The 24,242-nt window shown below is 61.7% G+C and carries 23 protein-coding genes, 1 tRNA gene and 1 pseudogene; 7 read left to right on the forward strand and 18 right to left on the reverse strand.

Annotated features, from left to right (window positions below; translation table 11 throughout):
• Positions 1 to 159: 159 nt before the first annotated feature.
• Together AC1DB0_RS28460 and AC1DB0_RS28465 are read right to left on the reverse strand one after the other, a co-directional pair.
• The gene (locus tag AC1DB0_RS28460) at positions 160 to 1,659 is read right to left on the reverse strand and encodes a protein adenylyltransferase SelO (RefSeq protein ID WP_476757058.1); all 1,500 of its coding nucleotides are present in this window, start codon (positions 1,657 to 1,659) and stop codon (positions 160 to 162) included.
• A complete protein-coding gene (locus AC1DB0_RS28465; protein WP_476758804.1) occupies positions 1,656 to 2,027 on the reverse strand; it encodes a DUF2069 domain-containing protein in 372 nt (123 codons plus the stop codon). The genes AC1DB0_RS28460 and AC1DB0_RS28465 overlap by 4 nt, the downstream gene beginning before the upstream one ends.
• Before the next feature lie 17 nt (positions 2,028 to 2,044).
• Here AC1DB0_RS28465 and AC1DB0_RS28470 point away from each other — a divergent pair, with 17 nt between their 5' ends.
• Together AC1DB0_RS28470 and AC1DB0_RS28475 are read left to right on the forward strand one after the other, a co-directional pair.
• Positions 2,045 to 3,358: a YihY family inner membrane protein gene (locus AC1DB0_RS28470; RefSeq protein ID WP_476758805.1), complete on the forward strand. Its 1,314-nt coding sequence runs from the start codon at positions 2,045 to 2,047 to the stop codon at positions 3,356 to 3,358.
• A gap of 36 nt (positions 3,359 to 3,394) precedes the next feature.
• Positions 3,395 to 3,853: a CBS domain-containing protein gene (locus AC1DB0_RS28475; RefSeq protein ID WP_006218678.1), complete on the forward strand. Its 459-nt coding sequence runs from the start codon at positions 3,395 to 3,397 to the stop codon at positions 3,851 to 3,853.
• 91 nt (positions 3,854 to 3,944) lie between these two features.
• On the opposite strand, the gene dusA is transcribed toward AC1DB0_RS28475, so the two are convergent.
• Positions 3,945 to 4,961 (reverse strand): tRNA dihydrouridine(20/20a) synthase DusA, encoded by a 1,017-nt coding sequence (dusA, locus tag AC1DB0_RS28480; RefSeq protein WP_082387277.1) that lies wholly within the window; start codon positions 4,959 to 4,961, stop codon positions 3,945 to 3,947.
• 183 nt (positions 4,962 to 5,144) lie between these two features.
• On the opposite strand from dusA, the gene AC1DB0_RS28485 reads away from it, so the two are divergent.
• Positions 5,145 to 6,113 carry a homoserine kinase gene (locus AC1DB0_RS28485; protein ID WP_175169815.1) on the forward strand — a complete coding sequence of 323 codons (969 nt, stop codon included), beginning with the start codon at positions 5,145 to 5,147 and terminating at the stop codon, positions 6,111 to 6,113.
• Between the two features lie 66 nt (positions 6,114 to 6,179).
• Positions 6,180 to 6,983, forward strand: coding sequence for a BPSS1780 family membrane protein (locus tag AC1DB0_RS28490; RefSeq protein WP_054427471.1), 804 nt, complete (start codon positions 6,180 to 6,182; stop codon positions 6,981 to 6,983).
• A 6-nt stretch (positions 6,984 to 6,989) separates the two neighbouring features.
• On the opposite strand, the pseudogene AC1DB0_RS28495 reads toward AC1DB0_RS28490, so the two are convergent.
• From AC1DB0_RS28495 to mdtD, 11 genes and pseudogenes are all read right to left on the reverse strand, one after another.
• Positions 6,990 to 7,292 (reverse strand): annotated as a pseudogene (locus tag AC1DB0_RS28495) (DUF192 domain-containing protein); the annotation flags it as partial.
• Positions 7,220 to 8,089 (reverse strand): type II secretion system F family protein, encoded by an 870-nt coding sequence (locus AC1DB0_RS28500; protein ID WP_476757095.1) that lies wholly within the window; start codon positions 8,087 to 8,089, stop codon positions 7,220 to 7,222. The pseudogene AC1DB0_RS28495 and the gene AC1DB0_RS28500, both read right to left, overlap by 73 nt.
• An 11-nt stretch (positions 8,090 to 8,100) precedes the next feature.
• The gene (locus tag AC1DB0_RS28505; RefSeq protein WP_054427470.1) at positions 8,101 to 8,946 is read right to left on the reverse strand and encodes a type II secretion system F family protein; all 846 of its coding nucleotides are present in this window, start codon (positions 8,944 to 8,946) and stop codon (positions 8,101 to 8,103) included.
• A complete protein-coding gene (locus tag AC1DB0_RS28510) occupies positions 8,943 to 10,631 on the reverse strand; it encodes an ATPase, T2SS/T4P/T4SS family (protein WP_476758806.1) in 1,689 nt (562 codons plus the stop codon). The genes AC1DB0_RS28505 and AC1DB0_RS28510 overlap by 4 nt, the downstream gene beginning before the upstream one ends.
• Before the next feature lie 13 nt (positions 10,632 to 10,644).
• Positions 10,645 to 12,075: a type II and III secretion system protein family protein gene (locus tag AC1DB0_RS28515; RefSeq protein ID WP_476757060.1), complete on the reverse strand. Its 1,431-nt coding sequence runs from the start codon at positions 12,073 to 12,075 to the stop codon at positions 10,645 to 10,647.
• Complete coding sequence (gene cpaB, locus AC1DB0_RS28520) at positions 12,072 to 12,929, reverse strand: Flp pilus assembly protein CpaB (RefSeq protein ID WP_476757061.1); 858 nt, start codon at positions 12,927 to 12,929, stop codon at positions 12,072 to 12,074. Before cpaB ends, AC1DB0_RS28515 begins: the two co-directional genes overlap by 4 nt.
• Positions 12,926 to 13,681, reverse strand: coding sequence for a hypothetical protein (locus AC1DB0_RS28525; RefSeq protein ID WP_476757062.1), 756 nt, complete (start codon positions 13,679 to 13,681; stop codon positions 12,926 to 12,928). The genes cpaB and AC1DB0_RS28525 overlap by 4 nt, the downstream gene beginning before the upstream one ends.
• A complete protein-coding gene (locus tag AC1DB0_RS28530) occupies positions 13,678 to 14,331 on the reverse strand; it encodes a TadE family protein (protein WP_476757063.1) in 654 nt (217 codons plus the stop codon). Before AC1DB0_RS28530 ends, AC1DB0_RS28525 begins: the two co-directional genes overlap by 4 nt.
• Positions 14,328 to 15,545 carry a hypothetical protein gene (locus AC1DB0_RS28535; protein WP_338060105.1) on the reverse strand — a complete coding sequence of 406 codons (1,218 nt, stop codon included), beginning with the start codon at positions 15,543 to 15,545 and terminating at the stop codon, positions 14,328 to 14,330. Before AC1DB0_RS28535 ends, AC1DB0_RS28530 begins: the two co-directional genes overlap by 4 nt.
• A gap of 188 nt (positions 15,546 to 15,733) precedes the next feature.
• Complete coding sequence (locus tag AC1DB0_RS28540; protein ID WP_054427464.1) at positions 15,734 to 16,000, reverse strand: hypothetical protein; 267 nt, start codon at positions 15,998 to 16,000, stop codon at positions 15,734 to 15,736.
• A 366-nt stretch (positions 16,001 to 16,366) separates the two neighbouring features.
• Entirely contained in the window at positions 16,367 to 17,761 is a 1,395-nt protein-coding gene (gene mdtD, locus AC1DB0_RS28545) for a multidrug transporter subunit MdtD (RefSeq protein WP_476757064.1), read from the reverse strand.
• 86 nt (positions 17,762 to 17,847) lie between these two features.
• Between mdtD and AC1DB0_RS28550 the strand changes: the two genes are divergently transcribed.
• On the forward strand, positions 17,848 to 18,510 hold the full coding sequence (locus AC1DB0_RS28550; RefSeq protein WP_054427462.1) for an SOS response-associated peptidase: 663 nt from the start codon (positions 17,848 to 17,850) through the stop codon (positions 18,508 to 18,510).
• Between the two features lie 48 nt (positions 18,511 to 18,558).
• Positions 18,559 to 18,852: a hypothetical protein gene (locus AC1DB0_RS28555; protein ID WP_054427461.1), complete on the forward strand. Its 294-nt coding sequence runs from the start codon at positions 18,559 to 18,561 to the stop codon at positions 18,850 to 18,852.
• Positions 18,853 to 19,163: 311 nt separating this feature from the next.
• On the opposite strand, the gene AC1DB0_RS28560 is transcribed toward AC1DB0_RS28555, so the two are convergent.
• Complete coding sequence (locus tag AC1DB0_RS28560) at positions 19,164 to 19,826, reverse strand: IS110 family transposase (protein ID WP_447577388.1); 663 nt, start codon at positions 19,824 to 19,826, stop codon at positions 19,164 to 19,166.
• Between the two features lie 415 nt (positions 19,827 to 20,241).
• Entirely contained in the window at positions 20,242 to 20,391 is a 150-nt protein-coding gene (locus AC1DB0_RS28565; protein WP_156337015.1) for a hypothetical protein, read from the reverse strand.
• Between the two features lie 368 nt (positions 20,392 to 20,759).
• On the opposite strand from AC1DB0_RS28565, the gene AC1DB0_RS28570 reads away from it, so the two are divergent.
• Positions 20,760 to 21,281, forward strand: a complete 522-nt coding sequence (locus tag AC1DB0_RS28570; RefSeq protein ID WP_054427459.1) for an anti-virulence regulator CigR family protein — start codon at positions 20,760 to 20,762, stop codon at positions 21,279 to 21,281.
• A gap of 184 nt (positions 21,282 to 21,465) precedes the next feature.
• Here the strand turns inward: AC1DB0_RS28570 and AC1DB0_RS28575 are convergent.
• Together AC1DB0_RS28575 and rpoD are read right to left on the reverse strand one after the other, a co-directional pair.
• A tRNA-Ile gene (locus AC1DB0_RS28575) sits at positions 21,466 to 21,544 on the reverse strand.
• Between the two features lie 9 nt (positions 21,545 to 21,553).
• The gene (gene rpoD, locus AC1DB0_RS28580; RefSeq protein ID WP_054427458.1) at positions 21,554 to 23,830 is read right to left on the reverse strand and encodes an RNA polymerase sigma factor RpoD; all 2,277 of its coding nucleotides are present in this window, start codon (positions 23,828 to 23,830) and stop codon (positions 21,554 to 21,556) included.
• Positions 23,831 to 24,242: the final 412 nt, after the last annotated feature.

Here is a 24,242-nt window from a genome sequence, read left to right on the forward strand (position 1 = left end):
CCATCCTGAGTGTCCCGCAGGCGACAATCTTACGAGATTTACAATGGAAACGAATGATTGCAGTGAAAAAAAACGCCATATTTCACTGCCTATCACCGCTTTTTCTCGTAAAAGCACAAGAATTGGTTAGTTTATTTTCGGAAACGAACGCATTTTGCGTCAAGACGAGCAACTGACTTCCAAACTGCCCGCCCAATCCGGCGGCAGCCCGGCATACCTTTCATAGCCCGCTTGAGCCACATACGGATTGCGCAACAGCGTCATCAGCGTATCGATCTCGCTGACATCGCCCGTCTTCGCCGCGCGAATGGCCTCTTCGGCCAAATGATTACGCAAGACATAGAGCGGGTTGACGCGGTTCATGGCGTCTGCCACGTCTTGCGCCGACCGCCCATCTTCCTGATGGCGCGCCAGCAGCCGGTCCAGCCAGGCTACGGCCGAGGCTCGGTCAATGAATAAATCCTCAAACGCGCTGCGCTGCCCCAGCACGGCATCCGCCAGCCTGCGCCAAGACAAGGTGAAATCCGCCTGGTTGGCGTCCATCAGCTTGAGCAGGTCGTCCAACAAGGGTTCGTCAGCCGGCCGCCATGCCGCCAAGCCCAGCTTGGCGCCCATCCGGTCATGAAAGGCACGGGTGAACACCGCTTCGTACTCGTCCAACACCGCGCGCAGCCCTTCCACGTCTTGAACGAGCGTATGCAGGCTGCCGCCCAGGCGATACAGATTCCACAGCGCCACTGACGGCTGCCGGTTCCAGGAATAGCGCCCTTCCGTGTCGGAATGGTTGCAGACATGGCCCAGACGGAATCCATCCATGAAGCCATACGGACCGTAGTCCAGCGTCAGGCCCAGGATCGACATATTGTCGGTATTCATCACCCCGTGGCAAAACCCCACCGCCTGCCAATCGGCCATCAGCAAGGCGGTACGCCGCGTGACGGCGCGCAGCAGATTCATATAGACGGCCGCATCAGTCCGCGGCTCGCCCGCTGACGCCTCGCGGCATTCCGGATAGAAGCGGTCAACGACATAATCGGCCAGCGTTTTGAGCATGTCTGGCTGGCGGCGAGACGACCAATGCTCGAACGAGCCGAAACGCACAAAACTAGGCGACATACGCGTCACGATGGCGGCGGTTTCGACGGTTTCACGCATGACCGGATCATCGGACACCACCAGCGCCAGCGCTCGCGTGGTGGGAATGCCCAGCCCATGCATGGCTTCGCTGGCCAGATATTCGCGCACCGACGACCGCAAGACGGCGCGGCCGTCACCCATGCGCGAATACGGCGTCATGCCCGCGCCCTTCAATTGCAATTCCCAGCCGCCCGCCGGGCCCTTGATTTCACCCAGCAGATGGGCGCGCCCATCCCCCAGTTGCCCCGCCCACACCCCAAACTGATGGCCGCTATAAACGGCCGCTAGCGTGTCCCCGCCAGGCAAGGGCTGCGCACCGGAAAATACTTGCAGGAATTCAGGCGTGGAAAACGCCGACGGGTCCAGGCCGATCAGCGCCGCGGCGTCCGCGTTGGCATGCAGCAGGCGTGGATTATTCAGCCCTTGGGGCGTCAAACGGGTATAGAACGCCGCGGGCAGCGCCGCGAATGAATTGTCTGCCTGGAGATCTGACAGGGAATGGACGCTCGAAGGGACGCTCATGCGCGTTGGCTCCTGGCAGCCCGTTTGGCGGGCCGCACATAGAAAATGGCGCTAAGAAAGAAGGTCGCCGAAAGGATGATCTCGCCCCATGCCATCAGCACGGAAAGCGGAGCGGGATCGGACATCGCGCGCACGGCCCCTTCCATCAAATACAGCAACGACAACATCGACGCCCACTGATAGGTATAGAGATTTCCGCGCAGGATGCCGCGCAAGGGAAACGCCAGCGGCAGCGCCTTCAGCAGCATCCAGGAACCGCCCGGCCGCACCGGCGCCACCACGGTTTCCCAGGTGACGCACAAGACGATCAGGGCGAACAGTGAAACCGAGGCCACGAGGCGCAAGCGGGKGTTGAGTTCAGGGTTCATGCTGCTATTATCGCCTGATGAATCGCCCCGCCGAGCCCGACGCCGCAACCCCGGCGGCTACCGACCCCTCGACTTCGCGCTCTTCATGGGTCGCGAGGGCCGGACGCGTCTTCCGATTCACCGCGCAACGCGCGAACGAAGAAAAGCTGCTTCAAGTCGCCTCCAGCCTCACGTTCACCACGGTGCTGGCCATCGTGCCCATGCTGGCCGTGGTGCTGTCGTTATTCACTGCCTTCCCGGTGTTCCAGGAATTCCGCGTTGCCCTGGAAGACTTCCTGACCAACAGCCTGATGCCGCCGTCCGTCTCGGACAACATCATGGAATACCTGAACCAGTTCGCCCGGCAGGCCTCGCGCCTGACCGCGATCGGCGGCGCGTTCCTGCTGGTGACCTCCCTGTTGCTGATCATGACGATCGACCAGGCTTTCAACGACATCTGGCACGTGACGCGCCAGCGCCCCCTGCCGCAACGGGCGCTGGTCTATTGGGCCATCATCACGCTCGGGCCAGTGCTGGCGGGGGCCAGTTTGTGGGCCACGTCGTTCGTGGCGCGCGAATCGCTGGGGCTGGTGGCGGATGTGCCCGAAGTCATCAGCATCGCCATTTCCTTCATCCCTCTAATACTGACTGCGCTGGGTTTCGCCGCCCTGTTCGTCGTCGTGCCCAACCGCGAAGTGCTGTGGCGCGACGCGCTGGTGGGCGGCTGCGTGACGGCCATCGTGCTTGAGGTCATGAAGTCGGGGTTCGCGTATTACCTGACCCGGTTTCCCACGTACACCATCATTTATGGCGCGTTCGCAACGCTGCCGATCTTCCTGCTGTGGATCTATTTGTCCTGGTTGGCAGTGCTGCTGGGCGCCACCCTGGCCTCGAGCGCCCCGCTGATCCGCCTGGGCCGCTGKGAAATAAACCGTTATCCGGGCGCGCAGTTTGTTGATGCGCTGGATGCGTTGCGCGCGCTGCGCCGCGTCCAGTCCGCCAACCCGCCCGGCATGCCGGCCAATGTGCTGGCGTCTGAGCTGCACCTGCACCAGGACGAACTGAACGAGGTGCTTGAAACGCTGAATGCCATGGGGCTGGCCACGCGCACCCCCGACGACAACTGGGTGCTGACGTGCGACGCACGCGAAACGTCGATGGCGCCCGTGGTGGACAATTTCCTGCTTGACCGCAATCAGCCCAGGGTCCGCGACGACCCGGAGATATTGCGAGTCGCTTCAGCCGTAATTTCCCAGCAAAATACGCCCACGCTGGAAGAACTGTGCGGAGAAGCGCAGAATACCGAAAATGGAATCGCTCCCTTGCTGCAATTGGAAGCGAATAAGAAATAGCAATGCATTCGGGCGTAGTCCGCCCAGGAGGAACCGATGTTGAAGGTCAGCGAGATTTTGCGCGTCAAGGGCGATACGCTCTATACGGCGTCGCCCGACATGCCTGTATCCCAGGCCGTGCAAACCATGAGCGAGCAGGACATAGGCTCGCTGGTGATCATGGAATTCGGCACGCTGACCGGCATGCTGACGTTCCGCGAAATCATCCGTCACATGCATGCCCATGGCGGCGCCGGTGAAACCACCATCCGCTCGATCATGGATGACGCCCCGGTAAGCGTGTCGCCCAACACCAGCGCCGACGAAGTACAGCGCCTGATGCTGGAAAAGCACGCGCGCTACATCCCGGTCATGGACGGCCCGACCCTGATGGGCGTGATTTCGTTCTATGACATGGCGCAGGCCATCGTTGCCGCCCAGCAGTTCGAAAACAACATGCTAAAGGCGTATATCCGCGATTGGCCCGCGGAAACCGCCGAACCGGCCAAGTCATAACTGCCAGGGGGTCAGACTGCGGTCCCCCGCAGTCTTCTGGCGGCAACGGCTGGCAATTACCCACCCACTGCTCGCTACCACCCCCTGCTTGCTACACCCCCGCCGGCGCCGCTTGAAATGCGGCGCCGCGCATTTCCGGCGCCTGCCGCTGGCTGCGCCAGGCGTCGTAGATCAGGTCAGGGTTGTTGGCGGCCAGCAGCGCCGGGTCCGACAACATGCGGCGCCAGCGGCGCGCGCCTGACTGACCATTCACCAACCCCAGCATCGGCCGCGTCATCACACGCAGCGGCACGCCCTTGGCGACTTGCCGGGCGGCGTATTCGGTCATGGCGTCCACGACCTGCGCATCGCTGGGCAGGCGCACCGACGGCCACAGCCGCAACGACACTTCCGACAGCACGCGCGGGGTATGCCAGGCCGCGCGACCCAGCATCACGCCATCAAACTCGTCCGCAGCCTGGACGGATTGCTCCGCATCAGCCAGCCCGCCATTCAGCACGAACGTGCAGTCGGGGAAGTCTTGCTTCAGCTGCTTGACCACGTCATAGCGCAACGGCGGAATTTCGCGGTTGTCCTTGGGTGACAGGCCCTTGAGCACCGCGTTCCGGGCGTGGGCAATGAAAATCCGGCATCCCGTGTCGTAGATTTTGCCAACGAAGTCTCGGACGAATGCGTAGGATTCTTCGTAATCCAAGCCCAGGCGATGCTTGACGGTGACGGGGATATCGACGGCGTCCTGCATGGCTTTCATGCAATCCGCCACCAACGCCGGCTCCGCCATCAGGCAGGCGCCGAATGCGCCCTTTTGCACACGTTCCGACGGGCAGCCGCAATTCAGGTTGATTTCGTCATAGCCCCATTGGCGGCCCAGCTTGGCCGCTTGCGCCAAGGCGTCAGGCTCGCTGCCGCCCAGCTGCAACGCCACAGGATGCTCGGCTTCGTCGAAATCCAGATGACGCGGGACATTGCCGTGCAGCAGCGCGCCCGTCGTGATCATTTCCGTATACAAGCGTGCGCGGGGGGCCAGCAGCCGGTGGAAATAGCGGCAATGGCGGTCGGTCACGTCAATCATCGGGGCGACACACAGCCGCCAGTCGGGGGAGTCCAAGAATCACTCTACAAAACAAGGGGATGCGGTATTTTACGGGCTTAGCGGCATTATGTCCGGCGTGCGTGCGCGGCCGGGCCTTCGGGCTCTGCGCAACCCCACCCGCTATGTGGTCTAAAATTGCGCCGCCGCCGCCGCACAGGCATGTCCGAGCGTCCGTTAACCCATCACCTTTGCATATCAATGGCCGTATTCACTCCCGTATCCGACGACGACGCGCGCGCCCTTCTGGCGCAATTCGACCTGGGCGAGTTTGTCTCGCTTCGAGGGATTACGGCGGGTATCGAGAACACCAACTACTTCCTCTACACCACGCGGGGCGAATACGTCCTGACGCTGTTCGAAGTGTTGACGCACGCCCAACTGCCCTTCTACATCGAACTGATGTATCACCTGGCAGAGCGCGGCATCCCGGTGCCGCAGCCCCAGACCCTGCGCGACGGCACGCGGCTGACCACGCTGCATGGCAAGCCCACCGCCATTGTTTCGCGCCTGCCCGGCGGCTATGAACCTGCCCCCGGGGCCGCGCACTGCGCCCTGGCTGGCGCCACCCTGGCCCGCGCCCATCTGGCCGCCCAGAACTTCCCGATTCACCAGCCCAATCTGCGTGGCCTGTCCTGGTGGGTGGAAACGGCGCCCAAGGTCATGCCGTTCCTGGAACCCGCGCAAGCCCTGTTGCTGAGCGCCGAGCTGGCTGCTCAGCAGGCCGCCGTCGCAACGCCCGCCTGGCAAGCGCTGCAGACCGGCCCGGCGCACTGCGATCTTTTCCGCGACAACGTGCTGTTCGCCGGCACCTTCGAAGACCCGCTCATGGGCGGCATCATCGACTTCTATTTCGCGGGCTGCGACACCTGGCTGTTCGACGTGGCAGTCAGCGTCAACGACTGGTGCATTGACCGCGATACGGGGGAGTTCATTCCGGAACTGGTGCAATCCTGGCTCGCCGCCTACGCCAGCGTCCGCCCGTTTACCGATGCGGAACGCGAAGTCTGGCCGTTGATGTTGCGCGCTGCCGCCCTGCGCTTCTGGGTGTCGCGCCTGTACGACTTTTTCCTGCCCCGGCCGGCGCAAACCCTGAAGCCACACGACCCGCGTCACTTCGAAAGAGTGTTGCAAGCACGCCACCGCCCCGGCTTGCCAATATTGCCGTAACCGTTACGCCCCCCATAATGGGGCTAGCGCGTCCAATTTTTGAGAGATCACACCCTTTAGAGAGCCATGCAAGCAGCATTCCTACCCGCGACATCCGGCTGGCAATGGGTTCGAGACGGCTTCCGTCTGTTCCGCAAACAACCTCTGGCCATGTTCACCTGGGCCATGTTCATCAGCCTTTTGGTGGTCTTCGCCAGCGCGACGCCGCCGGTGGGACCGATTCTGGTCGTGGCGCTCATGCCCATCATCACCCTCATGACGCTATCGGCGTGCAAGCACGTGGACGCCGACCGCGTCATGCTTCCATCGATGTGGGGCAAGCCCCTCAAGCAGCCCGGCGTATTCCGCAAACTCTTTCTGATGGGGTTGTTGTACGCGGGGCTGAGCATGGTGACTGGCCTGCTGACGTTCCTGCCGTTCATGGACTCAATGGCCGAAGCGTTCCGCATCGCCTCGGTTGAGCGCACGTTGGAACCCGTCCTGCTGGCCATGCGAGTGCCGCTGACCATCTTCGCGATCCTCTATGTGATCATTGCGGCGCTGTTCTGGCATGCCCCGGTCTTGGTTGCCTGGCATGGCCTGCGCTTGGTACAGGCGCTGTTCTTTTCTGGCATCGCCTGCTGGCGCAACAAGTGGCCGTTCCTGGTCTATGGCGCCACCTGGGCCTTGATATTCCTGTTCATCGATTTGTGCGCGGGTTTGCTGGTGTCGATGGGGCTGTCGCCCCAATTCGCCGGCACGTTGCAGATCCCGTTCAACATCGCGGCGGGTGGCGTGTTGTATTGCAGCTTCTATCCGGCCTATACCTCGGTGTTCGGCATCAATAACGCCAGCTCGCAGCTCGACAACAGCAATAGCGCCCAGGCATAAGGCGATGCGGCAGGGCGGCAGCGCCCTGCATACCCGCATCACGCTTAACTCGCGCGATACAAACGCCACGTCGATGGGGTAACGCATACCAAAGGTATGCACTGCCGCGCAGGGCATCAACAAGATGCCGGACCGCCCACCGGGCGGCCTTCTTCCCAGCAGCCCCCGCATCCGCCCCACCCAGCTGTTAACGCGCAGCAACCGCAGCCGATCCCTGGTCAGTGGAGGATGACGGCTCATTGCACGCTTTGAAGCAGTTGGATGGCAATCGGAAACGCCAGCACGATGAAAGTGCATGGAAAGATGCATCCGATCAGCGGCAACAGCATTTTCACAGGCGCCTGCATGGCCAGTTGCTCGGCGCGCAGGTGCCGGTCACTGCGGCATTGCGCGGCCTGGGCACGCAGCACCGGCCCCAGGCTGATGCCCAATGCTTCCGCCTGTGCCAGCGCCGCAGCCCATGTCCGGGCAAGCGGGCTGTTGCTGCGTTCCGCCAACGCCTTGATCGCGGCGGTGCGCGCCACCCCTGCGCGCATCTCGGCCAGGGCATCGGCCAGGGCGTCTCGCAAGGCGCCGGGCGGTCCGCTCTGCGCGGCGGTTTGTAATGCGCCTTGCACACTTAAACCGGCCTCCACGCACAGGGTCATCATGTCGAACACGAAAGGCAGATCGCGTTCGATACTGCGGCGGCGCTTTTCCGCCAGGCTGCGCAACCATAACCCTGGTGCGATGCCCGCGGCCAAAACCGGAATCGTCGCCCATGGCAACGCCAATCCCACCGGGTAATCGTTGAGCAACAAGAGCCCGGCCGCGGCCATGCCCGCGACAAGCGCAACACTGGCGGACAACGCGGCGATATGCGCATAGCCTACGCTGGCGGGTAACGCCGCCTGCTCAATCAGCCGGGTCAGGCGAACGCGCAATCGCCAGGAACACAGCGGCCCCACCAACGGCGCCACCGCCGACACCCAAGGCCAGGCAGCCCGCCACCACCACGGCACGTCGGCAGATACCCCCTGCTTACTCCACAGCAATGGCCGCAACGCCAACCACGTCAGCCCCCCGGCGCCTGCCGCTGCCGTCAACATTCCCAGAGTCAACCACATCATCGCCCCCGTCAGATATCAATCCGGATGATTCGCCGGATCAGCAGTACGCCAGCGGTTTCAAGCACCACTATGATCGCCAGCACGCCCCACCCCATCGGGGTGTGCCACAACAAACCCATGACTTCGGGCTCAAGTTGATCAAGCACCGCCAATAACACCAAGGGCAACGCCCCCACGATCCAGGCCTGTAATCGCCCTTGAGACGTCAGCGCCTGCAATTTCGCCTGCAACTGCAGCCGGGCGCGCAAGGTCTGCGCGATGCTCTCCAGCGCCTCGGCAAGATTGCCGCCCGTTTGCGCGGCGATACGCATGGCGGCAACCACCAAGGCGGTTGAATCCGCCGGCATACGCTGCTGCAGATTTTCCAGCGCGGCATCCCAGGTCACCCCCAGCCGTTGCTCGCGCAGCATCAGCCCGAATTCCTGCGCCAGCGGCGCGCCGCTCTGTTCCACCACATGACGCAAACCCGTAGGCAACGCGACGCCCGCCCGCAATGCCGACGCCAACATCAGCAACGCCATTGGCAACTGCTGTTCGAAACGGCATGCCCGCCTGCGGCGCAGCACATCGACCATCATGCGTGGCGCCCTTGACGCGACCCCGGCCGACAGGGCCGCCGCCACTGCGCTTGCCGTCACTGAAAACACCAGCGTGGCCGTCACGCCCGCGCAGGCAACGGCCGCCATCCATAGCTGGGCCGGATCAATAAAGAGAAACACTTCACTTAAGCGGACGCCAGCGTCTTGCGTGTAGAGCTCGCGATACTTGCGCAGCGCAGGCGCGAACCACACCTGGGCATGCCAAGCCAATAGTGCGACACAGCACATCGCGGCCGACGCCGCCAGCCAGATCACGGCGAACCTTGTGAAAACGTGGCGGCAATGGGACTGACCGCCCCCACCACTTCCGTAAACCAGCTGGGCTCTAACGTGGCCCCCTCGTCCGCCCACGTCTGCGCAAAGCCGGGCAACGCACCACAACCTATAAAGCCAGACTGGCGGTCAAACCGAAACAGATCCTGCAGTTGAATGCGGCCGCTTTCCATGCCCGCGACTTCCGCGATAGACGTCACAACGCGCCGCCCGTCCGCCAGCCGGGCCTGCTGCACGACCAGATCCACGCTGGCGGCAATGTGTTCACGCACTGCGCCCAGCGGTAAATCCAGGCCCGCCATCAGGATCATCGACTCCAGGCGGCCGAGCGCGTCACGCGGCGAATTCGCATGCAAGGTCGTCAATGACCCTTCGTGGCCAGTGTTCATCGCCGTCAACATATCGAACGCTTCCGCTCCCCGGCATTCGCCGACGACAATCCGATCCGGCCGCATGCGCAAGGCGTTGCGCACCAGTTCGCGGATATCGATATGCCCCCTGCCCTCTTGGTTGGCCGGCCGCGCCTCCAGCGCCACCAGATGATCGTGATTCAACCGCAACTCGGCGGCATCTTCGATGGTGACAATGCGCTCGCCATCTGGGATTTCATTGGATAAGATGTTCAGCAAGGTCGTCTTGCCCGAGCCTGTCCCGCCCGACACGACGAGGTTCTTGCGCATCTTCACGCACAACGAGAGAAACTGCGCCATCGCGTTGCTCAGCGATGCCGCCGCAATCAGATCGGGCATTTTGGGACGCCGCTGCGGGAACTTCCGTATCGTCAGGCTGGCGCCTTTCATCGCCACAGGCGGAATGATGGCGTGCACCCGCGACCCATCTGGCAGGCGCGCATCCACCATTGGCGAGCTTTCGTCGATACGGCGGCCCAACGGCGTGACAATGCGTTCGATCACCCAGCGCACCGACTGTTCGCTGGTGAATGCCGCCGGATGCCGCCACAGCCGTCCGCCGCGCTCGACATAGATCTCGTCATAGCGGTTGACCATGATTTCGGTAATTTCTGGCGCGGCCAGCAAAGGTTCGAGGGGACCCAAACCCACGGCCTCGTCCAGCACCTCTTGGCACAACGCCGCTCGGTCCGCCTCCGCGGGCACGTCAATATCGGTAGCCACGATATGCGTGAGCAGCCGCTCGGCTTCAGCACGCAACGTGTCATCGCTCATGCCAGCCACATCGCGCCTGCGCAAATCCAGCGCTTCCAGCAACGCCGCATGCAAACGCCGCCGTTCGTGCAACCGCTGCGGCGCCATTAGCGTAATGGCTGCCACCGTGCCCGTTGGCAGCGCCGCCTCGGGAAGGGGGTCGGCGGCTTCGGACGGCCCGTGCGGCGGCGCGCTCAATTGATTGGCGTCGCCGTTCGCAGCCCATCGCACCCTCAGGCGGCATGGGCCGATCAGGATGTCATCGTCAGGCAGCACCGGCGCATGCCGCGCCACCCTGACGCCGTTCACCAGGGTGCCGGCAAGCGTGCCCAGATCCTCCAGCACAATATCGGTATCTTCGCGCGACAACCTGGCGTGCTGACGCCCCACCCGCCAGTTCACGATACGCAAGTCGCATTGCGCGCCCCTGCCAATCAACACCGGCACGTGGGCAGTCTGGCGGCGAACGCCCGAGTCTTCAAACGTCATCTCGATATCCAGCATGTAAATTCCCCCGTTATCGCTTTTGCGTTGCGCTGTCCTGCGCAGTCCTGTCTTGTGCAGTCCTGTCTTGTGCAGTCCTGTCTTGTGCAATCCTGTCCTGCGCAGTCCTGTCTTGCCCAATCCATTGGGAACCATCGCCCGAATACGGATTCCATCCGTCGATGACGGCGGGCGTCGCCGTGCCTAGCCGAGGCGGCTCGGGAAACGAGGCGTCCAGCAGGTCGCGCCCGCGCCGCACCCGATCCAACATCGCAGGCTCGCTTTGCGTCACGATCTTCGGCGTGACGAAAATCGCCAGTTCCGTTTCCCGCTGCTGATATCGGCGCGACGAAAATAGCGCGCCCAAAATGGGGATGTTCTGCAACCATGGCAGACCGTTGACCTCTTGCCCCTGCTCCCGCGACAAAAAGCCACCGATGACCAGCGTGTTGCCCGAACGCACGTTGAATTCGGTCGATGCCCGCCGTGTTCGCAGGGCTGGGCCTCCTGCGACGCTGAGCGTCGTGTCCACCGAGCTGGCCTCGACTTCAATCAAAGAACGAATGACGCCGTTGCGGTCAATGCGCGGCGTGATGTTCAGCGACACGCCATAGGGCTTGAACAAGGTGGTGGGATTGCCTCGCGAATCTGTCGACGTATAAGGCACTTCCCCGCCCGCCAGGAACGTCGCGCTTGACCCGCTACGCGCCAGCAATTGCGGCTGAGCCAGCATGACGGCTTCGCCGCTTTGCGCCAGGGCCGCGATCCGCGCGGACAACAGCGCATTGATGCCGAAGTAGCCCGCTGCGGCGGAGGCCGGCCCAGCGGTTTCGATCACCGATTCCCCTGGCCGGGTCATGCGCCCCCGCGATCCCGCATCCCACGCCAAACCGGCATTCATCCCGCCTTGGGTCATGCCGTCCCAACGCACGCCGAACTCACGCAATCGGGAAGTCGGGATCTCGACAACCTGCACATCCAGCAAGACCATGCGGTCCCAGCCGACCTGTCCCGTGAAGTCCAGAATGGCGGGATAGCGCTCAGCCAACGCGGCGATACGTGCGCGATCGTCATCTGACAAATCGTCGCCTTCAATCAGGATGCGTCCGCCCACGTTTGCGCTGCGTGCGCCAGGGATGCGGGCAAGCAGCGCTTCTACCTCGGCCCGCAACCGAGGCGCGCCGGCAGGCACCACTCGAAACTCATACGCATTGCTGCGCCCCGCCGCCGTCCAGACATGCACGGAGGACACGCCCTCGGCACGTGCGAAGACCACGACATCGCGCCCCTCAGCGGTAACGGCGCTAAGCACCTGTCCGTTGCCGATCGCCACTCGTTTCACACCGGGGTGCGGTAGAACGCGCGTCTCGCCCACTTGCAACTCGAGTTCTACCGACGCAGACGCAGCCGCCCGCAGAGGCAAACTCAAGACGATGACGCCAACAACGCATGCGAGTCGCTTCATGGTTGCTCCGATTCCAGGCGAAATCGCGACGCCGCATTCGATGACGGCATGGCGGAATGCGCGTCCACGCGGTCCCCGTACAGAATGGAGACGCCCGGGGCGGGCAACGGGTCGGGGTCCAGCCCGATCAGCGAGGCCAGATCCGTTTGCTTGGATGCCGCCACCGCCGCCACGTCGTCGCGATGCCGCACCATTGCCGTCAACGTGCCGGCCTGCCGGGCCGCAACGAATTTCATGGCTTGTGCTGGGTCGGCGGCCAGGGTGATGGTTCCCACGCCCATCCCACCTTTGTCGCCGTCGGCCTCGTCGTCGACGGTCAAAACCCGCATGCTCTGCAATAACGGCACGGTGAGCTCCCGCTGACGATGAGGGAACGTCACGTAGATGTCGATCAAATCGCCAGCCCGCAACTGGCTGGCCAGACCGCCCAAGTCTGCCGCCGATACCGTCAACGCCCGCTGCCCCGTCTGCAACCGTGATGCCAGGGCGGGCTTGGGGGCATTGAAGCTCAGTTGCGTTTTCAGCAATGGTTCGCCGGGCCCCACATCGGCAACCAGAATGCCCCCCAGCAAGCTGCTCATGGCTAACGGGTCCACGCTGGCGCTGGGCGCCCACTGCTCTGGAATTTCGCGCACGGCCAAATGAACGTCTTCCAGCATCGTCCCGGCTGCAAGGGGATAAGCGGCGACCAGGCGCTCGACCACGGGAGTGCGCGCCTCGGCCTCTAGCGCCTCGACCCGCTTCTGGACGTGTTCGCGCACCGCCCACGCCGATACCAAGCCGGCAAGCAAGGCCAGTCCATATATGCTGACTCGACGCAATCGCTTTGCACTTTGGATTAGCAAGTTCTTCATGATGCCCATCCCATCACGCGAATGCCGCTGCCGGTCTCAAGCGGCATCACCGATATCTGCATACGATCATTTCGCCTTGCCCACGACTGAACGGCGCCTTCTTCGGATTGCCGGCGCCAACCGTCGCGCAGCAAGCCCGCCTGGACAAGCGGCGCCAATCGCGCAGGCGGCAACGCATGCCGCCAAATACGTTCAGACACCCTGACACCTGCGTCCATGACCACGACATCAAGGTGCAGCCGCGCCCCAGCCGGCAGCCATGATGGCGTAGGCAAGGACGCAGGCAGATTGGAGGCAGGCGCCAGACGCATTGATGAGATGCTGCCGACAGTGCGCCCGTCGCGCGTGCGCTGCATCTGCGCCACCCACTGCTCGTCACCGATACGCCCGGACAAAATCAACTGCCCCGGCAGCACATTCAAATCAGCCAGCGCCGGCTGTTGCGCAGAGAGCATGCGGATCAAATCAGGAGCAGTGGCTGGCGTATCAAACACCACCACCTGCGCGGGATAGCCGTGGAGCCAGAGTTGATCGGCCAGCAGAACGTGGCTGGAGCCTGGAGGGAAACGCAGTCGGCTCAACATCGCTTTTCCCGGGTCCCCATTCGGCAGCGCATGTGCAGCAAGATCGGCGGGCCCTGCGAAAGCGGGCATGGCGATTCCGGCCAGCCCGCTCATCAGCATCGGCAAACAGACATGGCGAACGACGGCTCGTTGGTCTCGACGAGACTTAGCCTGCGAATACGTGCTCATTTAGCTTGCCCTCTTTTCTGGTTCAGCCGATCCCCCGGCACCACATCCGCCCATGCAGAAAGCCAATCCGTCTGCATCGATGGCCTGCCCCAAGGGCCGTCCATGCGCGCGACAAGCGACTCAAATCGCCGCGCTTGCGCCACCGAGAGGCGTTCTGCCTGCCGCCATGCCGTCGGCGCGTTGGCGATGCGATACCTAGCGTCCTTATCCCCGTGCGCATAGCCCGCCCCCACCGCGACCCGGGTGTAGCGAGTGATCGGCGCCGCAAACGCAGAGACAAGATGGGGTGCGCGTGGGTTTGGGTTTGGGTTTGCGTGGGCGTGCACGGACAACAGCTGTAGCTCCCCGCCAAACCATTCGTCCTGCAACAAAGCTACGTGCTGCGCGGCCACATCCGTCAAGGCCTCGACGCGCCGGTTCAGGCCTATCGCCTTCATCGCATCACGCGGGCTGAGCGGTTGCCCCATTGCCCCTGCCATGGCAGCCTTGCGGCTGGCCTGAGACATCTGCTGCGCGGAAAACTGCAGGCCACCCACCCACGACACCGCCCAGATCAACACACCCATCAAAGGCATCATCAGCATTGCCTCGACAACAGCCTGCCCCCTTTGTTGACCGAGCGGCTCGGGTCTCTTTGCGATCTTCATCATGGTGTTCCCCTGGCATGCTGCCGTTCCTGAGAAGCAACGGCAGAGAGACGGGCCTGCCAGTAAGGGCGAAACAGCGTGGCCAGTTCGCCACGGCCGTCAGCACGCGACTCCGGGCGCAGGAAGTACGTTTCTGCGGCGCTGGTCACGCTTATTCCCCCTGACCGCCCCAAAGCGGCATAGCGGAAAATGCCCATCGGTGAGGCCACTGCGCTACCCGCATCCGTCGTCTTCAACAAGGCGCCTGCCATGCGCACGCTGACTGCGAAGCGCAAGGGCAAGTGGATGCGCGACGACGCGACTTCCCGGTAGGTCGGCAGGCCTCGGCCTGGCCACCGTTGCGCGGACGCCATCGCGTAGGAGTTGGCCATGGGATTCGTCACACCGTTGAATATGTCCCACGATGTCGACTGCTCTACCCAGCGCCAAAAATCCTCTTGAGAGAAATCAGCAGGCGGTTCATCCACATAATCAAGGCCGTCGGGTCCTTTGCTTTTCTGACCTTGCGTGGTCCCCCAACCCATGGCGTATTCACGAAAATAGCAACCGACCCAGCGGTTGGATCGCAGAGCATGGAACGACTGCGTATCCAATGCGCCCCACCGTCCATCCGGCCCAAGCCATGTCGAACCGCGGCGGCGCAGCTCATGACGCTTCAACGGGCAGCGATGGCTGACCGGCCAAGGATTGCGCCGCGTGGCATTCCGCGGTTTCAGAAAACCGTAGCGGCCTGCCGCTAGATCTATTGCTGGCCACAAGCCCGTTTTTCGGTTGGCGCGATGGCGTTCCACAAAGCCCGGCCATGCGTCCGACATCAGACGCACGCTAATAGTCCCCGCACGCTGATCCCCTGCTGAAGGCAGGTCATCCAGATTGGCGGCAAGCACTTTTTGCATGATGCGATCACGCGTTTTGGTCAACTCCGTCATTGCCGAATTGGCGGCAGTTTCCAACACTTGATGCACGACACGGTCATGCTGCGCGAATGCGCTTGCCAACTGCGCGTCAACAATCGGCGACGCTTGCCCGGCGCGGTACGCCAGCCCCATCTCTGGCCCGAACAACATGGCAATCAGGCTGGACGGAGGATTCCCCCGAGTGCGCTGCGCGTGCAATGCGCGGCCATACTGCGCCGACGCGGCAAGCGTGACCAAATGCGCCATCGCTACCTGATGCGCGATCTGTGTTCGATTGATATACGCGATGGCGTTAAGCACGCGTGCCTGCTCAAGCGCGCCGCTGTAGGCGGCCGCATCCGCCGCGTGCGTCAGGCGAATGCGGCCTGCCACCGTCTGGCCCAGGTTGTAGAGCACGACCAGAGAAGCCGCAGCCACGGACACGATCAACATGCCCAGCACCAAGGCTTGGCCGTGCTGTCGATGCGGTGGCAGTTGGCAATGGATGATCACTTCGCATCCGTGGCGTTGCCGGTAAAGGACTTGAGCGAACGCGCCTTGGTTTGCGCCGCCGCCTTCTGCGCCGCCTGCTGCGCGGCGCGCGTTTGCGTGCCGCCGTCTTCCCCTGCAAGTTCGCGCGCCATGGCCGCCGTCTGCGAGCGCACCACTTGCCCGAAGTACTGATACACGGCGATCGCCGCAACGGCCACCAAGGCCACGACCACGATGTACTCGGTCATGCCTTGGCCCAACTGACGTAAACGTATTGCCTGCATCTCTGCTCTCCGGTTCCTTGAAAGTAGGCTGCAGTGTCGGCTTGACGCGCAGGGGCCACAATTCGCAGATACCGAGGTGGGCAAATTGATCACGCCCCTTTTTTCAACGAAAAATCCATTGCGATGCACAAAGAAAAACCCCTCGCGCCAACGGCGGCGAGGGGTGATTCAGGCTCGATATTCGTGTCGCTACGAAATCATGTAAGCCGCTAATTTTCCAGGGTTTTCCCTATTGTCGACGCGATTGCCGAGCAGTAGATTTGAGTTGCCGGGCTGTCTGACACCCATCGCGTGCGAAGCCGGGCAGGAGCGCCTCAGACTCATCTAGAGCTGGGGCGCTCTTCCATTTCCGGCTCTCAGAAATAGTTAGCCAGCGGCTGGCCGGTTACCCGCCGGACGCCCCAATTGCGTCATATCCAGCCGCCGGAACACCCAGGCAGATAACAAGGTGATGACGCCCACGCACACGAAGCTCAATGTAAATGCGCGGCCCAAAGCGGCATTCGCCTCGCCCGAGAACATGCCGACCAACCCGCCCCCGATGGTCACGCCCAGGCCGATGGCGAGCATCTGGATCATTGAAAACAGACTGTTCCCGCTGGCGGCGTCCTGTTTGCTCAGTCCTTTCAACGTCACACTGTTCATCGCCGCAAATTGCATGGAGTTGGTCGCACCGAACAGGGCAAGCTGAAGCACCTGCAACGCGAGTGGCCACCCGGGTGAAATGGCGGCAAACGACACGATCGACGCACCGACCAACAGCGTATTGACCAACAGGAACGTGTCGTAGCCGAAACGCCGGACGAGCGGGGCGATCCACGGTTTGGATATCGTCCCCGCGATTGCAGCCGGCAGCATCATCAGCCCCGATTGCAGCGGGCTATAGCCCAACTGCAATTGCAGCAACAGCGGCAACAGGAACGGCACCGCGCTACTGCCGATCCGGCAAACCAGATTGCCCACCAAGCCGACGCTGAAATTAGGCTCGTTAAACAACCGCAATTGGAAAAGCGGATTCTGACGCCGGCGCGCATGCACCACATATAACAACACCGTCAGGGCGCTAAGCGCGAACAAGCCCGCCGACCACGCCATACGGCCGGCACCCGGCGGCAAGTCCAGGCCAAGCGAAAACGACACCATGCACAACGACAACAAGGCGCAACCCAGCACATCGAACGGCGCCACGTCCGGCAATGCGTCTTCAGGCAAGTAGCGGCGCACGGCAAACAGGCCTGCGATTCCGATCGGGACATTGATCATGAAAATCCAGTGCCAGCTTGCCACCTGCACCAGCAACCCGCCCAGGGTCGGACCAAAAATAGGACCGATCTGACCCGCGATCGACACGAAGGCCAACGCCGATATGTATTGGTCACCCGGCACCGTGCGCAGGACCGCCAAGCGCCCGATCGGCAACAGCATGGAGCCGCCCACGCCCTGCACCACCCGCGCAATCGTCAACTGCGTCAGCGTCTGAGCCACGGCGCAAAACACCGAGCCCACGGCAAATATCAAAATGGCCGCCAAGTACACGCGACGCGTGCCGTAGCGATCCGCCAGCCAGCCGGATGCCGGCGTGAACATTGCCATGGTCAGCGTGTACGCGACCACCACAGGCTTTAACGCCAGCACGTCCTCGCCCAAGCTGCGTGCAATCGACGGCAAGGCGGTGTTGACGATCGTGGTGTCCAGCGTCTGCATGAAAAAGCAGGCCGCGACTACCCAGAGTAGGGCCTGCTGTGATGAAGGTTTTTCCATGGAATAAATCGTACTCTCAGGATGCCAACGGAAGGCTGACAGACACCCGTATACTGATTTCGCCGCTTCCCAATGACGAGGCATGCATGTGTTCGCACTATCAGACGTTGAAGGATGCCGAATTGCTGCTACAGAAGTTCGGCGTGCGCACGAAACCCGCTGCCGGCCCCTATGACATGTGGCCTCGATATCAGGGAGTATTCGTGCGCAGGCCGGTGGAACACGACGCCGGAGACGACGCCGTTCCCGAGCGCGAAGCCGTCACCGGCCGCTGGGGTTTGATCTCTGCGTTAACTCGTGCCGACGGGCAGGACAAGGCGGGCAAACTCTCTACGTTCAATGCACGCAGCGAGACCGCCGCCAAGTCGTTCACGTTCAGCAATGCCTGGCGCCGGGCGCAACGTTGCATCATTCCTGCGGATGCGATATTCGAACCGGATTGGCGATCGGGTTCGGCCATTTCCACGCGCTTTGCGCGAGCCGATGGGGCTCCGCTGGGGATCGCCGGCCTATGGGACCGATGGCGCGATGCCAGCGGCCAGCTCAATGAGAGCTACACCATGCTGACCATCAACGCCGACCACGACCCGCTGTTCCAGCGCTACCATCGGCCCGGCGAAGAAAAGCGCATGGTCGTCATCCTGCCGGAGGGCGCCTACGGTGACTGGCTGACGTCGTCCAGCGACCGGACCCGCGACTTCCTCGTTCCCTACCCCGCCGAAAAATTGATTGCCACGCCGATGAAATGACCCCGTTTATCGCGGACTATACTGGATATATAAACAGTATTTTCCGCTATGCCGTTCAAATCCCCCCTCACCCACGCCGACCTGCGCACCATCCGCGAGCGTCAGCCCTGGAACCCCGACGTGATCTCCCTGCTCTGGGAGGTCAAACGGCTAAGGTCCGTCCTGCTGCGCGCCTATCAGCTGTCGGGTGACTTCAAGCGTCCCGCCGGTCTGACCGGCGAGCTCTACGACGACTTCATGAAAGCCTTGCGCGACGAACCCTGTGTGCAGGAACGCGACGACATGACGACGTCGCTGATGGAAGCGCCGAACCGGCTACGAAAGGGAATGGCGCCGCGGTGACAACGGTGTCACTAGCGTCAACCGCGCGCTGGGCTGGCGGTCTAGCACCGGCTCCAGCCAGCGTTCGCGTCTTTCTTGTCGTGCAAGTGATCCCACTCGGTATTGCAGACCGAGCAAATGAATGCTTCGTGCCTGGCGCCCCGCGTGACCGACGCCAAACTTCTGACGACTTCCAGGCATATCAACCGATCGTGACCGGGCGCGCCACGTTTATTCTGAACAATGCCCTCGCAATCATTACAAGCCGGCATTTCTCCACCTTTCTAATTGCTTTCAGTGGAGATACTACAAAATGAAACCGGAGATAATGTTCAACAATTCTCACGAGACGGGGATCGGTTCATACACGTCCCGGGAATCATTGCAAGTAAGGCAGCGTCTTCTTGCAGGTCCGAATGGTGGTCAATGTGATCATCAATCGCCCTTTCCAACCGTGCCATTTCGCCATCATAGAAACACAGCGAATTGCTGATCGAGCTTTCCACCAACGCCAGCGCTGCGCTCGCGTCCGCTTTTTTTAGCCGATTCAGCGATCGCGTCCGGTCTTCGGACAACGCCTCCCATTGCGCCACCAAGTCACGAAGTGCACGGACGTGGGCAGGAGACGGCTGCCAAGTCGGCGGTTGCGCCGCGACACCGTAGCGAGCCAGCGTCAGACTATCGAGCCCATCGGTCCGAGATCGCATGTCCCGCGTTTGGCCAAAGTCATGAACATTTTCCGGGTTGACGAGCGAAACCGTCGCGCCTGTGTCGTGCAGCGTCGTGGCCGACTGCTCGTGGTAAAGCCCTGTGCCGTCCATCACGCCATGCACCTGATCCGACGACAGCCCGTGTTTGGCACACCATCGAATCAGCTCGTACACGCCTTGCCGATTATTGGCCACCACCTTGCGCTTGCACTTGTCGTTCTTCGGTCCGAGCAGCAGGGTGCAGCGCAGTTTCAGTTCGGACACGTCGATACCCAGATAAGACATCGTTCATACCTCCCCATGCGAAGAAAGTATGCCAACTGCGCCCACTTGCCTGACTCATGCAGGGTCAATCCAGCACCAGGCGTCCAGTGTCCGCAATGGCCTCAGAAGTGAATGAGAGTCCGCACCATACCATCCAGAGGGTGTTGAAGTCGACCACAATAGTGATATTTTTAAACCACAAAAAATCACTTCTTAAAAAAATGCGGCGATGGTGTGAAACATCACGCAAGCTGCGCGAATACTGGGCAGCAATAGTAGGAGTCAACGTGGGCGTACGAATTGAGTCGATCAATATGCGTCAATTGCGCCGGGTTGCGCCGGGTTGCGCCCTCTTTTGCGCTTGGCGTTCTATTAACCTGGCATCACGGATACGCCGAAAGTGGCGAAGCAAGGAGACGCCACCGCGCTAAACCGATCAGTGCTTGGCCGGAAAATCGGCGGGCCAGCGCATGCGTCGTGGCGCATCGCTCTTCTCTTTCGGCGTGTCGACAGGATCGGTAGGCGGGTCCGTTTTCTGTGAGGGATCAGGCTTCTTGCTGGGATTTTCCTGCTGCGTATCGTTCATTGAAAACCTCGCATTCGGCCGCACGAACTTAGCGCGGTGATGGGCCATCGTCGCACGGGCTGCTTCCAAGCCCTAGACCCTTTCAGACTAGTGAACATGGACGATGTTACGCGTGGTGGCGAGGTCGCGGACGGGACCCAAGGTGTCATTCTGAAACTTTGAGCCTCAACCAATTAGCATCGTGAATGTCGTCGTGACGAAGTATGTTTTCCGAGTCTGAACAATTCGAGCTTTGACTAGCGAAGACGGGTAATTCACGTGCCAGGCGTACCCAACCTTTACATCTTTTTCAGACGAAGTCCCGATACGCCGAATCGGCAGTTTTAGAATCACGACAACGCATTCGCGCCACTTCTGGAGGTCTTCTCATGTATCGCCCAACTCGCAAGCTCCTTGTGATCGCCGCCACATGCTGTATGGCTTGGGCCAGCGCGACTTCCGCAGCCCCGCCTGAAGGCAAAGGAAAGCCCGACAACGCGGGACAAGGCCAAGGCAACAACGGCAATGGCAATGGCAATGGCAATGGCAATGGCAACAATAAGGGCAAGAGCGACAAGGGCCAATCGTCCAAGAGTAAAGGCGGAGATAACCATGGCGACAGCGGGAGCGTCACGCTACGGCACGCCGGCATAACCATCTCAATCGCCCAAGGCTACGCTCGCGAGTACGGGTTATCTGGCTATAGCTCGCTTCCGCCCGGCATCCGGAAAAACCTCGCCCGAGGAAAGCCACTACCCCCTGGGATAGCCAAGAAGATGGTCCCCGCCCCCATGCTGGCGAGGCTGCCTGTCTACCCCGGCTACGAGTGGCAAGTGGCAGGCACCGACCTTATTCTTGTCGCCGTAGCGACCGCAGTGGTGGCAGACGTGCTTTTGAATGTGTTCGACTGACGCATCGGATCGGACAACCTCTAGACGGTCGGCACCGTGCTTGGCCACAAGTCGGCCGCCAGTACCCGACGCTATGCGCACTTGGCAACCGAGTCGATCAAATTGGCATTGTGAGAGATTGGCAAAAAATCCCCCACGCAAAAGAAAACGGGCCTCGGATTGCTCCGAGACCCGCGTCTTTCTTTGGTAGGCCCCCCGAGAGTCGAACTCGGCACCAACGGATTATGAGTCCGCTGCTCTAACCAGGCATGAGCTAGAGGCCCAGGAAAAAATTACTGCCCTTCCAGGAAGCTCTTCAGCTTATCGGCCCGGCTGGGGTGACGCAGCTTGCGCAGCGCTTTAGCCTCTATTTGGCGGATGCGCTCGCGAGTCACGTCGAATTGCTTGCCCACTTCTTCCAGGGTCTGGTCGGTGCTCATTTCGATACCGAAACGCATACGCAGAACCTTGGCTTCACGCGGGGTGAGAGAGTCTAGCACTTCCTTGACCACATCACGCATGGAACCGTGCAAAGCCGCATCCGAAGGCGCCAGGGTCGACGTGTCTTCGATGAAATCGCCCAAGTGCGAATCATCGTCGTCACCGATCGGCGTTTCCATGGAGATCGGCTCTTTCGCGATCTTCAGGATCTTGCGGATCTTGTCCTCGGGCATGTCCATCTTCTGCGCCAGGGTCGCGGGATCGGGCTCAGCGCCGGTTTCCTGCAGAATCTGACGGCTGATCCGGTTCATCTTGTTGATCGTTTCGATCATGTGAACGGGGATACGGATGGTGCGTGCCTGGTCGGCGATCGAACGCGTGATGGCCTGACGAATCCACCACGTGGCGTACGTCGAGAACTTGTAGCCGCGACGGTATTCGAACTTGTCCACGGCCTTCATCAAGCCGATGTTGCCTTCCTGAATCAGATCCAGGAATTGCAGGCCACGGTTCGTGTACTTCTTGGCGATCGAGATCACCAGACGCAGGTTGGCCTCGGTCATTTCGCGCTTGGCCTTGCGAGCCTTGGCTTCGCCGGTGGCCATGCGCTTGTTGACGTCCTTCAAGTCTTTCAGCGGCAGCACGACGCGCGTTTGCAGGTCGATCAGCTTTTGCTGGAGTTCTTGCACGGCGGGAATCTGGCGCTCAAGCGTCTCGGCGTACGGATGACCAGCCGCGACTTCGTCCACCACCCACTGCAGGTTGGTTTCGTTGCCCGGGAAGACCTTGATGAAGTGCGTGCGCGACATGCCGGCACGGTCCACACACGTGTGCAGAACGGCGCGCTCGAGCTGGCGCACTTCTTCAACCTGGTTGCGCAACGTGTCAGCCAGCTTCTCGACCATCTTGGCGGTGAAGCGGATGCCCATCAGCTCGTTCTGGATGGATTCCTGGGCGCGCACGTAGATGTCCGACTTGTAGCCGTCCTTCTCGTACGACAGGCGCATCTTGTCGAACTGCTTGTTGACTTCGTCGAACTTGGCCAGCGCCTTCACGCGCAGGTCTTCCAGCTGCTTGCTGGACATGCCGCCCGCGGGGCCGTCATCGCTTTCGTCTTCGTCGGCAGTGACACCGGCGCCGGCGTATTCTTCGCCGTCTTCCGGATCAACCAGGCCGTCGACCACTTCGTCGATCTGCGCCTGGCCTTCCCGCACGCGCAGGATGTGGGCCAGGATTTCGTTGATCGTGGTCGGGCAGGCCGAGATGGCCATGACCATGTGCTTCAAGCCGTCTTCGATGCGCTTGGCGATTTCGATTTCGCCTTCGCGCGTCAGCAGCTCAACCGAGCCCATTTCGCGCATGTACATACGCACGGGGTCGGTGGTGCGGCCGAAGTCGGAATCCACCGTGGTCAATGCAGCTTCGGCTTCGTCTTCAACGTCGTCGTCGTTGGACGCAACCGGGGCGTTTTCGCTCATCAGCAGCGTTTCAGCGTCGGGGGCTTGGTCGTAGACCGCGATCCCCATGTCGCTAAACGTGCTGATGATGCCGTCGATGGCTTCGGCGTCGACCAGATCGTCAGGCAGATGGTCGTTGATTTCGCCGTAGGTCAGGTAGCCGCGGTCCTTGCCCAGCTTGATCAGCTGCTTCAGGCGGTTGCGGCGAGCTTCGTATTCTTCCGGCGTCACGGGGCCGCGGGCGATCAGATCCTTGGGATCAGCCTTGCCACGCTTGCCGCCGCGCTTGGGCGGCTTCAGATCGGGCAGGACTTCGCCTTCGCCGTCCATCGTGTCGTCGAAACCGTCGGAATCGTTATTGGCGTTCTTGGCGGGTCGGCCCGGGCGGCGGCCGCTCGGAACCGGGCCCGAACGCGGTGCGCTGCCACCCACCAAGTCGGCGAGCTTGTCCTCAGCCTTCTTGGCGCGTGCCTTCGTCACTTTTTCGGGCTTGTCAGCCGCAGCCGTCTTGGTTGCCTTCTTGGCAGCCGTCTTGGCAGCGGGCTTGGCGACCTTCACCGCCGTCTTGGCGGGCGCTTTTTCCGCCGCCATGCTTACGGCGCGCTTGGCCGCAGGGGCCTTGAGTTCAGCCGCATCAATTGCAGAGGAGGATTTGCCGGTGGATTTGGTCATAGTCGCTTCCGTGGTCGTCGCAACCCGTTTGGGCATGTTGCACCGCATAAAGCCGCCCTGGACGGTGGCCCAGCGCGGCGCAAATACGGGTAAAACTGGTGAATCGGCCAAGGCCACGCGGCTGCGTTGTTCGCAGCGCCAACTCTTTCGAGCTCGCTTGGCGCCATTCAGGTGCAGTACCTGTTGGGCGCTTGACGTGCATGACCTCATTCCGCGGCGGATTCCGGGCGTCGGGGGGGCTGTCTGCCTATAAATAGGCTTTGCTTGCTTATGGGGTCGTTGCCCCTAGCAGCTTATGTAGACACAGCACCCAGACCACTAACGCTACGCAAAAATGCTCGCCGCTGAACTGCCTGATTCACCGCTCAGCCTTCAGCCATACGCTGTCAGCATAATAATTAACGAAGTAACG

The organism is Achromobacter sp. 10T422, assembly GCF_056394065.1.

Coding starts and splice junctions, on each gene's coding strand:
- AC1DB0_RS28460 (WP_476757058.1), bottom strand. CDS start 1,659: ATGAGCGTCCCTTCGAGCGTCCATTCCCTGTCAGATCTCCAGGCAGAC.
- AC1DB0_RS28475 (WP_006218678.1), top strand. CDS start 3,395: ATGTTGAAGGTCAGCGAGATTTTGCGCGTCAAGGGCGATACGCTCTAT.
- AC1DB0_RS28485 (WP_175169815.1), top strand. CDS start 5,145: ATGGCCGTATTCACTCCCGTATCCGACGACGACGCGCGCGCCCTTCTG.
- AC1DB0_RS28490 (WP_054427471.1), top strand. CDS start 6,180: ATGCAAGCAGCATTCCTACCCGCGACATCCGGCTGGCAATGGGTTCGA.
- AC1DB0_RS28500 (WP_476757095.1), bottom strand. CDS start 8,089: ATGTGGTTGACTCTGGGAATGTTGACGGCAGCGGCAGGCGCCGGGGGG.
- AC1DB0_RS28510 (WP_476758806.1), bottom strand. CDS start 10,631: ATGCTGGATATCGAGATGACGTTTGAAGACTCGGGCGTTCGCCGCCAG.
- AC1DB0_RS28515 (WP_476757060.1), bottom strand. CDS start 12,075: ATGAAGCGACTCGCATGCGTTGTTGGCGTCATCGTCTTGAGTTTGCCT.
- cpaB (WP_476757061.1), bottom strand. CDS start 12,929: ATGAAGAACTTGCTAATCCAAAGTGCAAAGCGATTGCGTCGAGTCAGC.
- AC1DB0_RS28525 (WP_476757062.1), bottom strand. CDS start 13,681: ATGAGCACGTATTCGCAGGCTAAGTCTCGTCGAGACCAACGAGCCGTC.
- AC1DB0_RS28530 (WP_476757063.1), bottom strand. CDS start 14,331: ATGATGAAGATCGCAAAGAGACCCGAGCCGCTCGGTCAACAAAGGGGG.
- AC1DB0_RS28540 (WP_054427464.1), bottom strand. CDS start 16,000: ATGCAGGCAATACGTTTACGTCAGTTGGGCCAAGGCATGACCGAGTAC.
- mdtD (WP_476757064.1), bottom strand. CDS start 17,761: ATGGAAAAACCTTCATCACAGCAGGCCCTACTCTGGGTAGTCGCGGCC.
- AC1DB0_RS28550 (WP_054427462.1), top strand. CDS start 17,848: ATGTGTTCGCACTATCAGACGTTGAAGGATGCCGAATTGCTGCTACAG.
- AC1DB0_RS28555 (WP_054427461.1), top strand. CDS start 18,559: ATGCCGTTCAAATCCCCCCTCACCCACGCCGACCTGCGCACCATCCGC.
- AC1DB0_RS28560 (WP_447577388.1), bottom strand. CDS start 19,826: ATGTCTTATCTGGGTATCGACGTGTCCGAACTGAAACTGCGCTGCACC.
- AC1DB0_RS28565 (WP_156337015.1), bottom strand. CDS start 20,391: ATGAACGATACGCAGCAGGAAAATCCCAGCAAGAAGCCTGATCCCTCA.
- AC1DB0_RS28570 (WP_054427459.1), top strand. CDS start 20,760: ATGTATCGCCCAACTCGCAAGCTCCTTGTGATCGCCGCCACATGCTGT.
- rpoD (WP_054427458.1), bottom strand. CDS start 23,830: ATGACCAAATCCACCGGCAAATCCTCCTCTGCAATTGATGCGGCTGAA.